Origin of the sequence: Syntrophomonas wolfei subsp. methylbutyratica (genome assembly GCF_001570625.1) — a bacterium.
GTDB classification, from domain to species: domain Bacteria; phylum Bacillota; class Syntrophomonadia; order Syntrophomonadales; family Syntrophomonadaceae; genus Syntrophomonas; species Syntrophomonas methylbutyratica.
In genome coordinates, this window is the sequence record NZ_BBQT01000003.1 from 43,066 (window position 1) to 55,006 (window position 11,941).

Annotated in this window: 12 protein-coding genes and 1 pseudogene; 9 read left to right on the top strand and 4 right to left on the bottom strand. The window is 46.1% G+C overall.

Annotation, left to right across the window (positions count from 1 at the left end; translation table 11 throughout):
- Positions 1-61 precede the first annotated feature (61 nt).
- The 8 genes and pseudogenes from AWB54_RS03345 (at position 62) to AWB54_RS03385 (ending at position 8,634) form a co-directional block, all read left to right on the top strand.
- The gene (locus tag AWB54_RS03345; RefSeq protein ID WP_235811086.1) at positions 62-1,552 is read left to right on the top strand and encodes an Hsp70 family protein; all 1,491 of its coding nucleotides are present in this window, start codon (positions 62-64) and stop codon (positions 1,550-1,552) included.
- 73 nt (positions 1,553-1,625) lie between these two features.
- Positions 1,626-3,540, top strand: a pseudogene (locus tag AWB54_RS16770) (methyl-accepting chemotaxis protein).
- A gap of 37 nt (positions 3,541-3,577) precedes the next feature.
- Positions 3,578-5,134 (top strand): chemotaxis protein CheW, encoded by a 1,557-nt coding sequence (locus tag AWB54_RS03360; protein ID WP_061213212.1) that lies wholly within the window; start codon positions 3,578-3,580, stop codon positions 5,132-5,134.
- Positions 5,127-6,188, top strand: a complete 1,062-nt coding sequence (locus AWB54_RS03365) for a protein-glutamate methylesterase/protein-glutamine glutaminase (protein ID WP_011640855.1) — start codon at positions 5,127-5,129, stop codon at positions 6,186-6,188. The genes AWB54_RS03360 and AWB54_RS03365 overlap by 8 nt, the downstream gene beginning before the upstream one ends.
- Positions 6,189-6,217: 29 nt before the next feature.
- Positions 6,218-6,607 (top strand): response regulator, encoded by a 390-nt coding sequence (locus AWB54_RS03370; protein WP_011640854.1) that lies wholly within the window; start codon positions 6,218-6,220, stop codon positions 6,605-6,607.
- Positions 6,608-6,616: 9 nt separating this feature from the next.
- A complete protein-coding gene (locus AWB54_RS03375) occupies positions 6,617-7,093 on the top strand; it encodes a chemotaxis protein CheX (protein WP_011640853.1) in 477 nt (158 codons plus the stop codon).
- A gap of 2 nt (positions 7,094-7,095) precedes the next feature.
- A complete protein-coding gene (locus tag AWB54_RS03380) occupies positions 7,096-7,554 on the top strand; it encodes a chemotaxis protein CheX (protein ID WP_061213213.1) in 459 nt (152 codons plus the stop codon).
- A gap of 537 nt (positions 7,555-8,091) precedes the next feature.
- Complete coding sequence (locus AWB54_RS03385; protein ID WP_061213214.1) at positions 8,092-8,634, top strand: gamma carbonic anhydrase family protein; 543 nt, start codon at positions 8,092-8,094, stop codon at positions 8,632-8,634.
- 26 nt (positions 8,635-8,660) lie between these two features.
- On the opposite strand, the gene AWB54_RS03390 is transcribed toward AWB54_RS03385, so the two are convergent.
- From AWB54_RS03390 to AWB54_RS03400, 4 genes are all read right to left on the bottom strand, one after another.
- On the bottom strand, positions 8,661-8,888 hold the full coding sequence (locus AWB54_RS03390; RefSeq protein WP_061213215.1) for an ATP-binding protein: 228 nt from the start codon (positions 8,886-8,888) through the stop codon (positions 8,661-8,663).
- Between the two features lie 148 nt (positions 8,889-9,036).
- A complete protein-coding gene (locus AWB54_RS15195) occupies positions 9,037-9,363 on the bottom strand; it encodes a type II toxin-antitoxin system PemK/MazF family toxin (RefSeq protein WP_082735989.1) in 327 nt (108 codons plus the stop codon).
- A complete protein-coding gene (locus AWB54_RS15860; protein ID WP_160328898.1) occupies positions 9,350-9,523 on the bottom strand; it encodes a hypothetical protein in 174 nt (57 codons plus the stop codon). Before AWB54_RS15860 ends, AWB54_RS15195 begins: the two co-directional genes overlap by 14 nt.
- 217 nt (positions 9,524-9,740) lie before the next feature.
- A complete protein-coding gene (locus AWB54_RS03400) occupies positions 9,741-11,276 on the bottom strand; it encodes a YifB family Mg chelatase-like AAA ATPase (protein WP_061213217.1) in 1,536 nt (511 codons plus the stop codon).
- Between the two features lie 176 nt (positions 11,277-11,452).
- On the opposite strand from AWB54_RS03400, the gene AWB54_RS03405 reads away from it, so the two are divergent.
- Entirely contained in the window at positions 11,453-11,782 is a 330-nt protein-coding gene (locus tag AWB54_RS03405; RefSeq protein ID WP_061213218.1) for a phage holin family protein, read from the top strand.
- Positions 11,783-11,941 lie beyond the last annotated feature (159 nt).

The window sequence follows — 11,941 nt, forward strand, 5'->3', positions numbered from 1 at the left end:
CAAAATTAATTTACCAGGACTTTCTTAAGCTAATGGCATAAAGGGGGAGAAGTTTTTGATAGTGGGGATTGACCTGGGAACCACCAACTCGCTGGTAGCTTTTATAAACCGGGAGGGTAAAGCGGAGATCATTATAAATGAAAGAGGAGGCCGCCTAACCCCATCGGTAATTTATTTTAAAAATGAGCAGGAGGTTCTGGTGGGAGAAGTGGCCCGCAACCAGGCTTTGCTTAAAGCCGGGCAAACGATTAGCTCGATTAAAAGACATATGGGATCAGATTTTCAGGCGGAGATCTCGGGCCGGACTTATTCCCCCGTTGAGATTTCCGCTTTAATTTTGCGCAAATTAAGCGACTATGCAAAAGAATACCTGGGTCAGGAAATAGAAGCCGCAGTGGTAACTGTACCGGCCTATTTCAATGATAACCAAAGGCAGGCTACCTATATGGCTGGTGAGTTGGCCGGGCTTAAAATATTGCAGCTTCTTAACGAACCCACGGCGGCAGCTCTGGCCTATGCTTCAGAACAAGCGGAAAAGGAACATATTCTGGTTTTGGATATTGGTGGAGGAACCCTTGATATAACCCTTATGGAATATGAGAAAGGGCTTTGCCGGGTAAAAGCTACCGGAGGTTCCAGCAGCCTGGGTGGCATGGATTTTGACCAGCGCCTGGCCGAACATATAGTACAGAGTTTTCAGGAAGCAAACGAGATAGACCTGCGTAATGATATGGTGGCTATGCAGCAAATCTATATTAATGTGGAAAAGGCCAAACTGGACCTCTCTACGGTAAAAGAATGCTCAGTTTTGATTCCTTACATAAGTATGGGTATGGCTGGCCCCTTGCATATTAACCAGCTCTTGCAACGGGAGCAATTCAATTACCTCTGCCGTGATTTGTACCAGGAGATCAAGGAACTGATTGGGCAGACCCTGGAGCGGGCCGAGGTAGATGAAAAATGGATAGATGTAGTGGTTTTCGCGGGTGGCGCCTCCCGGATGCCGGGATTTAGAGAGTTAGTAGCAGAGATCTTCCCGACAGCAGCTATAAGGACAGAGATTAATCCGGATGAAGTGGTAGCCTTGGGGGCGGCCTTGAAGGCCGGTATGCTTTCCGGCCAGGTCAAGGATGTAAAGCTCTTCGATGTTACCAGCCATACCCTGGGCATAGAAGATCACGAGGGGGAATTCATCCCTCTTATTGCCGCCAATACCCCTTATCCAACCGTAGAATCCAAGCTGTTTACCACGGTTGAAGACAAGCAGGAGGAGGTGATTATTCACATATTGCAACGGGATGAAATGAGTGATGTTGATGGTAGTGAGGATTATATTTCCCTGGGCAAGTTTCATTTATCCGGTATCAGGAAAGCGGCAGTTGGCGAAGCCAATATTGATGTAACTTTTGCAATTGATCGTAATGGTATATTACATGTATCGGCTATGGATATCGATACTGGCATACAAAATGAAATTGAGATAAATGGGGTAGGATATCTTTCTAAACAGCAGCAGCTTTTTCGCAGGGGTAAAAACCTGAAGGTTATATAAAATCTTTAAGGAGGGTTAATTAAATGGCAAAAAAACTGGCAAAACCGGCAAGTACTATGACAGAAAAACGGGAATAGCGGTTAAACAAGAAAACGGCGATGAGATTACCAAGAAGAGGGAAATAGCCAGGAAAATGGCTCAGGAAAAAGCCCGGGCCCGCACCCTGGCCAAGCAGCAGGCTATGGCGGAAAGGATCGCATCAGCTTCGGAACAACTGGTAGCAGGAATTGAAGAGTCTAATGCGGCTGGTCAGGAATTTACCCGTCTGGTGGAAGTGGTAGCTGCCAACGGGGAGAAGATGGGCAGTAGTGCGGAACAGATGCGGGTAGCCAGTGTGCAGCTCAACCGCTCCGCTGTCGACTTGAACCAGCAGTTGCAGAAGCTGTACCAGGCTGCTTTGAATGGCAATGTCGGGGCCAGGGAAGCCATCAAGGCTATGCAGGCTATGCAGAGCCAACTTAAGGAAGCCGGGGACAAAAATCAGCAATCAGCCCGGAGAATTGAAGAATTAGAACAGCAGTCCCGGCAGATCGGAGAAATAGTCCAGGCGGTGGTTATGATAGCGGATCAGACCAACCTGCTGGCCTTGAACGCCGCCATTGAGGCCGCCCGGGCCGGTGAACATGGCCGGGGTTTTGCTGTGGTGGCTGATGAAGTGCGCAACCTGGCTGAGACCTCGGAACGCTCCGCTCGCGACATCCGCGGGGTGGTGGAAGAGATCCGGACCGGGGTCGAAGCGGTGGTAGAGGACATTAACAAAACGGTACAGGACTTTGATGAGATGCAGAAGGATTTGCAGGATAGTGTTGATGGTTTTGAAAAAATGGGATGGTTTTGAAAAAATGGGACAGCTTTTCGGCCAGTATAACGAGCATATTGATAATGAAGTAAAGAATTCAGACTTGCTGGCACAGAATGCCAATGAATTCCTGGCGGGCAGTGAAAACATCGCTTCGGCTAATGAGGAAGCGGTCAGTGGAACCCAGGAAATCGCCAAAGCGGTAGTGGAGCAAAGCAAAGCCCTGGCAGAAGTCAATGTAGCCAGCCAGGAGCTCAGCGAAATGGCGGAGGATTTGAAGACCTCCACCAATATCAACAAATCGGCGGAAGAAGTAGCGGCTACGGCCGAACAATTATCAGCCAACATTGAAGAACTGAGCACCTCGGCAACGCAAATTGCCAGCTCTTTAATGCAGCTGGCGGAAGCGGCCCGTTCGATTAATGAGGAAACTCATAAGGCGGTTTCCCTGAGTGTAGACTGCGGGAAAGCTACGGAAGAAATAGTAGCGGTGGCGGCTATTGCTGGTGAAGTAATTGAAGAAGTTAGCCAGACCCTGGAGCATAATCGCGCTCTGGCCCGGGCGGTGTGGGATCGCATCCGCAGTTGCATGGAATCTTACCAGGGAACCAATGCTGCAGTAGAGGAACTGCAGGAGAAAATCCGCCGGATTGAGAAAATTGTGGACACCATTGAAAATGTTTCCATTCAGACCAATATGCTGGCCGTAAACGGCTTTGTGGAAGCAGCCACCGCCGGGGAGCACGGCCGGGGATTTTCCGTGGTGGCCGGCGATATTCGGAATCTGGCTAGCGAGTCGGGGGAAAATGCGGACAAGATTAAGGACCTGGTAAGGGATATTCAAATGCAGATGGGTAAAGTAATCGGGGAAATATTACAGTCGGAAAACTCCACCCATAAAGCCGATGAGATGGCGGAAGAAGCGGCTCAGAAAAATCAGGCTGTTACTAATACCCTGGGAGAAATCGATGTGGCGAAAAAAGCCTCTTTAGGAATTGTGAATGAGATTAAGAAGGCAGTGGCGGAAAACGAACGGGAAAGTCATGAGGTAGCTGAAGTTATGGAACAAGTCAAAGTACAGGTTGAAGATGCTTCCCGCGTGGCCGATGAACAGGCCAAAGCTATTGACGAACTGGCCAATTCTATAGAAGAAATCGCCTCTATCGCCGATGAAATGCAGGCTAATTAAGAAGGAGGACGCAAAATAAGAAGCGGGAGGGATCGGGATGAGTGTTGAAAGCGTTTTCTCCTCAGGTGAAATGCAACTGGTTACCTTTGCTTTAGGTGAAGAGACTTTTGGTATAGATATTATGAATGTGCAGGAAATAATCCGTATTCCTTCGATTACGGTAGTACCTCAGGCGGCTGCCTATGTGGAAGGGGTTACCAACCTTCGGGGGCACATCCTGCCGGTAATTGATACCCGGGCCAAGTTTGGCCTGCAGAAAAAAGAAAGAGAAGTATCCAGCCGCGTTATCGTAGTGGATGTAAACGGTAAAACCGTGGGCCTCAGTGTGGACTCAGTTTCCGAAGTTCTGCGGGTGGATACCGAGCGAATTGAAGCTGCTCCAGCGACGATAACCGGGGTGGATAGCAGTTCCATAAGCGGGGTGGTCAAGCTTAACGACCAGAAAAAGCTGGCCATGATTCTGGATGTGGCCAGTGTTTGCAGTATGGAAAAGTCAAGCGCTGCAGAGGGTGCAGGTTTTAGAAAAGGAGTAGAGCAAGCCCGGAAAAAAGAGGAAAAGGCATTGGATGAAGTACAGCTGGTTTCTTTTCTCTTGGGAAATGAAGAATTCGGCCTGGAAATCGAAAGGGTACGCGAGATAATTCGCTACCCGGAAATCGTCAAGGTACCCAATGTTGCTCCCTATATCAAAGGATTAATTTCTTTGCGGGATACCTTGATGCCCATAATCGACCTGCGGGTCAAGCTAAATATGGGCAGTGAAGAAAACACCATCAGCACCCGGGTGGTAGTGGCTGATTTGGAAGGGGTCATGGTAGGACTTATTGTGGACAAGGTATTTGAGGTTACCCGGGTACCCCAGGATACCATTTTTCCTCCTCCGCAGGCTTTAAGCGGAGAAACCGGGGAGAGATTAAAGGGTATTGCTCGTTTGGAGGAAGGGAAGCGCATCATAATGCTGATGGATTTGCAGGATATCATCAGCAGTGAAGAGCTTCAGGAAATTGAGCAATTCGAGTCAAAGCAGGATATCGAAGAAGAAACTCTGGAACAGGAACTACAAGAAGATGAGGAACAGATGGTGGTTTTTCGCCTGGCCGGGGAACAATTCGGGGTGCGCATAACCCAGGTGCAGGAAATCAATCGTCTTTCCAAGATTACCAAAGTCCCCCGCGCGCCGGAATATGTAGAAGGGGTAGTAAATCTCCGGGGAGAAGTAATTCCGGTAATTGACTTGAGAAAGCGCTTTGCCATGGGACATAAGGATTACACCGAGTTTACCCGGATTATTGTCAGCGACATTAACAAGAAAAAAGTGGGTCTCATCGTGGATGAAGTCCTGGAGGTATTGAGGGTGTCTCACCAGCTGCTGGAGGAAGCCCCCGAGATTCTGCAGGATAAAGAGGTGCAGCGTTTTATGGATGGCATAGCCAACCTGGATAAAAGGATGATAATGCTGCTTAATCTGGAAAACATCCTCCTGGAGAAGGAGTGGAAGAAAATATCCCAAATCGGGCAAAACGAAGTCCCGGTCTCCAAAAGGGCTGCTCCTAAATTAAAAAAACAGGGTAAAGGAAAACAATCCAATGATTAAGGTATTGATTGCCGATGACTCTGCGTTAATGCGTAAAATGCTCAAGCAAATATTAGAATCCGATCCGGAAATCCAGGTGGTGGGAGCGGCCCGGGATGGCGAGGATGTTGTGATTAAAGCCCGCGAATATCGTCCGGATGTCGTTACCATGGATGTTAATATGCCTAAACAGGATGGGATAACTGCTCTGCAGTATATTGTAAACGAAGAAATATGTCCGGTGCTTATGGTTTCCTCCCTTACTCAGGAGGGAGCCATGACTACTTTTGAAGCACTGGAACTGGGCGCGTTTGATTTTGTAGGTAAACCCGGGGGGACGGTTTCCAGTTCCAGTGATATGAAAAAGGTTGCAGCCGAGATTATCAATAAGATTAGAGCTGCCGCTCAGTTGAAGAACCGTGTGGTTAAAAGAGAAAGATTGGCCCGGGGGCAGCGCCAACCGGTTGTAAAGAAAAAAGCTCCCCCCCGACCGGGTCGGGAAGTTACCAAAGCAGTAGCCATGGGTATATCCACTGGTGGACCGAAAATGATATATGAAGTAGTTCCGTTGATTCCACCGGATATCAATGCCGCTCTTTTTCTGGTTCAACACATGCCCCCTAACTTTACTCCCGCCTATGTCAAAAGGCTTAATGAGGCCTGTCAGATAGAGGTTATTGAGGCCCGGGCCGGGATTAAGGTTGAACCGGGTGTATTATATGTGGGCAGTGGAGGCCGCCACTTGAACCTGGTGAAAAATACCGCTGGTGATGTAATAATTAGGCTTAGTTCCAAACCGGACCATCTTTTCATCCCTTCAGTCAGCGTAATGATGGAATCAGTTTTGAAGGTTTTTAGCAATAGAACCATAGGAGTTTTGATGACCGGGATGGGTAATGATGGTGCTGATAGCATGGTTAATATCAGGCAGGCAGGGGGCATTACCATTGCTGAATCCGAAGAAAGCGCCATCGTCTTTGGCATGCCCGGAGATGCCATCAAGAGAGGCGGAGCGGAAATAGTAGTTCCCATCTGGAATATAGCTCGTGAAATTATACGGGCGGTAAACCGCTAAAACTACTTTAAAATTGGAGGTGGAACAGGATGAAGGGTATTAGAGCGGACGGAACTCCCATAAAAGTGATGGCGGTAGATGATTCCCCTATTTCACGCAAAATGATAAAAAAAGCCCTGGAACCGGAAGGTTTTTTAATAGTAGGAGAAGCAGGCAATGGTAAAGAAGCAGTGGAAAGCTACCCGCAGTTTCAGCCCGACATTATAACCATGGATGTAACTATGCCCATAATGGACGGTTTGGATGCTGCCAGTATGATAAAAGGCATCAATCCCCAACAAAAGATTATAATGCTTAGCGCTATGGGTGATGATGACATAATAAATGAGGCAAAATCCCGAGGAATCAATGATGTCTGCTGCAAGCCTTTTAAGGCGGAAGAACTTTTGGAGAAGATTCTCAAAGTATTGGAGAATTGAGGTGATTGAATGGCTACCAATCATATAGTACCATTTGTCAGGGCCAGTGTAAGCATTTTCCGGGATATGCTGGATTTGGAGGTTAGGAGCGGAGAAACTGAAGAGGAAGGAGACTCCTTTGTTTCCCGAGGTTTCACGGTTATTATTGGTTTTACCGGGGGATGGAAGGGACGATTTTTTCTGGATATGGGCGGCGAAACCGCGATGCATGTTGCCTCAACCCTTACCGGAGAAAGTTACAGTACTTTTGCTGAGGAAGAAGTGTTGCTCTCCGGAGCTGAGCTGGGCAATATTATTAGCGGCAATGCCATTACCGATATTAACAACAACAACCCCGGCTTAAACCTGCGCCTTACTCCTCCCAGCGTTTTTACCGGGGAGGGTTTGACTATGTTTAATGTGCGGCTTAGTTCTTGTTCCGTACTTCTGCAGACCGATGCCGGACCCGTCAAAATCAATGTGGCAGTGGAGGAGGGGAATAAATAAGGATGGATATCAAATACATAAACCCTTTTATAAACGGCCTGCTAAATGTTTGCACTATGCTGGGCATGAAAGAACTAAAAAGAACCGGATTGAGTAAAAGGGAAAAACTTCAGACCGAGCATGATGTTAATGTAATAATTGGTCTCGTGGGTGGTTTGAAAGGAAATGTGGTCTTGTCTATGCATGAAGCTACAGCGTGCCATATAGCCTCCACTATGATGGGGGGTATGCCGGTTCCCCAGTTTGATTTAATGCCCAAGAGCGCCATCTGTGAACTGGCTAATATGGTTGCCGGCAACAGTGTTAGCAATCTTCAGGAGATCGGCAGCCTGGTAGATATAACGCCGCCTACCCTTATAAGCGGGAAGAACATGGTTTCCATGATCAGCCTGGTGGAGACACTGGTGATTCAGTTTATCGGGGCAGAAGGCAGCTTCGATCTTAATATTGCGTTGGAATAGCAGGCTTACCCCTCACTTTTTCTCATTAGGTTCTTATACCCAGGTACTAGCAATTATGAAATTAGAGTGAGGGGTAAAGAATTTTCTAATTACCACAAAATCTGTATCAAGAGAGCTATTGATAGAATAATAAAGCCCACCCACCAGATTTTCCAGAATGTTTTCCATGCTTTAGAGTTTCTCATAGTCTACCCTTTCTGGAGTTCCTAGCTATTTCTGTTAATGCAACTATTTTCTCACAATCCGCCTGTTTTTTAAAGTAGCAATTAGCTGACAAGGGTAATTGCTGGTTCAACTGCAAAAACCCTATTTTCTTGCAAACTAATGCAAATTAATAACTTTTTCCGTAGAATCATAAATCATTAAAGGATTTTATCTAAATCTGATGAAAAACCACATAATAGAAAAGTTAGGACAAGATGCTGGCTAATACGCAAAAAATTGGCAAAACCGGCAAGTAACAGGACAACTACTTGCTCCTCACTCCTCACTTTTCTTACTAGTCATAGAAAACTACAAAATGGAAGGAGTTAACTTATGCCGCTATATGAATTCGAGGGAAAGAAGCCATTAATACCAGAATCTGCATTCGTGCATCCTGATGCAATCATTATCGGTGATGTCGTATTGGGGGAAGGGTGCTTGGTGACAGCTGGTGCAGTTATCAGAGGCGATTTCGGGAGGATAATAATAGGTTCGGGATCGAATGTTCAGGACAATTGTGTTATTCATGTTGACCTTAACACCGAGGCTATTATTCACGACAATGTTCTTATAGGTCACGGCGCTATTGTTCATGGTCCTTGCGTAATTAATGAATATGTTGTGATAGGAATGGGGGCTATTGTCTCCACGGGATGTGAAATAGGCACCGAAAGTATACTGGCAGCAGGTAGTTTTCTCCCCAATGGCCGTATAGTACTGCCGCATAAAGTGGTTATGGGAAATCCGGCTACTATTATGAAGGATTTGAGCGATAAAAATATCATAATGGCTAAGGAAGGCCTTAAACACTACCAGAAGCTTACTAAAAGATATATGGAAGGGCTTAAATTAGTAGGTAATGAGCCCAGGTTTTGATCTTACTTCCAATTCAGGCGTTGGAATTATTTAATATTTAATACCAGCAGCGGGTTGGTGGTACCCATGGTTTTACTTCCCAAAACATCGGTAAGGTAAATAATTATTGTAGCAATAATACCAGAGGGGAAAATCATCCGGTCAAGCAGGGGACCACTTACCCTTCCCAGATAGCGTTGTATCTGCAGTGGAGTACAACGGCACTCCATTTTCAGGCATGAAATAGAGAAGGATTCTGATTTTATCTTCATCATGTATTATTTCCTTTACTATACTGCGCAGGAAATTCCTCTTTTCTTCAAACTCAAGTTGGTCAAAAACCTCATTAAACCGGAGAAGGTTTCCAAAGACCATTTCCATATCTACCTTCTGCCAGTCTCATGCTGGCAACCAGGCTACTCTCTAAGAATTTAACATTAAGCGTAGAGCGTTCATAACATTTTTTAGATCAGCTGGATGTAAAGAACCCAACTTCTTAAGAGCTATAGATTGATCAATTGTAAATATGCGATGGATGCGAGCAACAGTTGGCTTAGGTAATCCGGCGTTTTCCAAATGTGAAACAGTAATTTCATTTATGCCTTTTAGTGAGGAGGTGAGCATCATGCATACCAATTCCCTCCAATCATTAATAGCCGCCAAAACTAAAGCAGGCCGCTTTTTTGATCCGCTTAGGTCGCTGAATGGAAAGGGAATTAGAATTACGTCACCCCGTTTATAACTGGTCATAAATTTTGTCCTCAGGATTTTCCCAATCAGATAGTACTTGATCAGCAAGCAATAAACTTCCCAATAAATCAAGTTTATCAACTAACCGCTGTAATATCTCCTGCTGTTCATCTAAAGATAGCTTTTCAATTTCCTTAAATAACTGATCAACTTTACCCATGATTATAAGCATTCCTTTCTTGAGGCATAAAACGTCATGAAAGATTTTCTTTCAGATTTTACCTCCCAAAGCGCTAGTAAGCTTAATAATTATTGTAGCAGAAATACCGGCGAAAATAACGGGGAATATTCCAATCCAATGGAAGGCTTACTAAGCCTTATATCGATATCGGAAACAGGCTCCTGTTTGCTACACATTAACCTGATGAAAAGTCTTCTCAACTTTGCCAGTACTTCCGATCCAGGCTGCGGTATTGCAGGGCTTCAGCTATATGTTCCAGCTTAATATCGTCTGATTGTTCCAAATCGGCAATGGTTCGGGCTACTTTGAGGATGCGGTCGTATGCGCGGGCGCTCATAGTGAGCCGGTCGAAAGCATTTTTTAAAAGCAGTTCTGATTCTTCATCCAGACGGCAGAACTTTTTAACATCAGCCGGTCTCATCTGTGAATTCAGGGTGATCTTATAGCGCTTAAAGCGCTTTTTTTGTTTCTCCCGGGCCATGGTAATTTTATCCCGCATGCTGGCTGAACTTTCTCCATTCGCCCTATCCCGAAGTTGCTCATATTTGACCCGAGGAACCTCCACATGCAAATCCATCCGGTCGAGCAGGGGACCGCTTACCCTTCCCAGATAGCGTTGTATCTGCAGTGGAGTACAACGGCACTCCATTTCGGAGCCGAAATTCCCACAAGGACATGGATTCATGGAAGCAACCAGGCTGAAGTCGGCAGGATAGCTAAAAGTAGCCTGGGAGCGGGCTACAGTTACTACTTTATCCTCCAGAGGTTGGCGCAATGCTTCCAATACATCACGGCTGAATTCGGGCAATTCATCCAGGAAAAGCACCCCGTTATGAGCCAGGCTGATTTCCCCTGGTCGGGGAATACGCCCCCCGCCAACAATACTGGCGCTGGAAGCATTCTTATGTGGGGCCCGGAAAGGGCGGTTAAGAATGAGGGGTTGTTCCGGGTTTAGAAGGTCAGCTACCGAATATATTCGCGTCGTTTGCAATATCTCTTCCCGGCTCATTTCTGGCATTATCCCCGGAACCCGGCGGGCCAGCATGGTCTTTCCCCCACCGGGTGGACCGATCAAGAGGATATTATGTAATCCCGCCGCTGCTACCAGCAAAGCTCTTTTCGCTGTTTCCTGCCCCTTAACATCGGCAAAGTCGGGAGTGTTATCCAGGGATGAAACAGACAAATATTCTGTGGGAGCTATGGTTGGTAGTTCCAGTTTATCCTGCAAATAGCAGCATACCTCGGACAAATTGCTGGCGGCCAGAGAGCTTACTTCACTTACCAGTCCGGCTTCCTGGCTGTTAGCCTGGGGTATGACTAAATAGGAGTCGGGTTCTTTTTCCAGCAGTTCGAGGGCCATGGGCAGTACCCCCGGAATGGGGCGCAAGGCACCATCCAAAGAAAGTTCAGCGGCGAAATAGTGCGTCTTGTATTGGCAAATTTCCAATTGCTCGGAAGCGGCCAGTATCCCCAGGGCAATAGCCAAATCAAAGTGACTGCCTTCCTTTTTAAAGTTAGCTGGGGCCAGGTTAATTATTATCTTGCGGTTGGGAAACTTGTAACCAGAGTTCTTGATGGCTGAACGAACCCGCTCACGGGATTCCTTGATTGAGGCCTGAGCGAGGCCGGTAATTTCAAAACCGGGCAGTGCTCCACTTTGAATATCTACTTCAACCTTAACTGGCTTGGCATCTATCCCAGCGGTAACTAAAGTATAAAAATTGGCCAGCATCTTATCCCAACTTTCCTATTATGTAATTTTTCGTCAAGATTGGGTAAATTCCTTTAATGATTTATTCAGAATAAAATTTTTCGTATAGTATTTTGCTTTTCTACGAATCATAACTACAGAGCTTAAGGAATCTATTGGGTATAAAAATGTTGTTCTAAAGGAGGTTTAAGACTACTATGATTGGTGCCATAGTCCGTTTCGTTGTCTCTGCTCTGGTTTTGCTTCTGGTGGGTTACCTTTTGCCAGGGATTAGCGTAGCCGGGTTTACCGGAGCCTTGATTGCAGCAATTGTAATTGCTCTTATTGGCTATGCTGCTGAGGCTATTCTGGGCACCCGGATATCGCCCCGTTCCCGTGGATTTGTGGGTTTTATTACGGCTGCCATAGTCATTTACCTGGCCCAGTTTATTATTCCCAGTTATCTGTCGGTATCCTTATTGGGAAGTCTGCTGGCGGCTTTTGTCATAGGCCTGGTTGATGCATTTATTCCAACTGAGCTTAGGTAAGTTGCTTTCGCCAGGGTAAAAGGGCAAGATTATCCCTCTAGCAATAATATTAGCTTTGGGGGAGAACTCAAGCATAAAGAAAACATATCTTACTCAAAAGCCAGTATATACTGGCTTTTGAGTTTTGCCGGAAAAAGTTTGCTTATATTTATAAAGACA

Coding starts and splice junctions, on each gene's coding strand:
- AWB54_RS03360 (WP_061213212.1), top strand. CDS start 3,578: ATGAGTGTTGAAAGCGTTTTCTCCTCAGGTGAAATGCAACTGGTTACC.
- AWB54_RS03365 (WP_011640855.1), top strand. CDS start 5,127: ATGATTAAGGTATTGATTGCCGATGACTCTGCGTTAATGCGTAAAATG.
- AWB54_RS03370 (WP_011640854.1), top strand. CDS start 6,218: ATGAAGGGTATTAGAGCGGACGGAACTCCCATAAAAGTGATGGCGGTA.
- AWB54_RS03375 (WP_011640853.1), top strand. CDS start 6,617: ATGGCTACCAATCATATAGTACCATTTGTCAGGGCCAGTGTAAGCATT.
- AWB54_RS03380 (WP_061213213.1), top strand. CDS start 7,096: ATGGATATCAAATACATAAACCCTTTTATAAACGGCCTGCTAAATGTT.
- AWB54_RS03385 (WP_061213214.1), top strand. CDS start 8,092: ATGCCGCTATATGAATTCGAGGGAAAGAAGCCATTAATACCAGAATCT.
- AWB54_RS03390 (WP_061213215.1), bottom strand. CDS start 8,888: ATGATGAAGATAAAATCAGAATCCTTCTCTATTTCATGCCTGAAAATG.
- AWB54_RS15195 (WP_082735989.1), bottom strand. CDS start 9,363: ATGACCAGTTATAAACGGGGTGACGTAATTCTAATTCCCTTTCCATTC.
- AWB54_RS15860 (WP_160328898.1), bottom strand. CDS start 9,523: ATGGGTAAAGTTGATCAGTTATTTAAGGAAATTGAAAAGCTATCTTTA.
- AWB54_RS03400 (WP_061213217.1), bottom strand. CDS start 11,276: ATGCTGGCCAATTTTTATACTTTAGTTACCGCTGGGATAGATGCCAAG.
- AWB54_RS03405 (WP_061213218.1), top strand. CDS start 11,453: ATGATTGGTGCCATAGTCCGTTTCGTTGTCTCTGCTCTGGTTTTGCTT.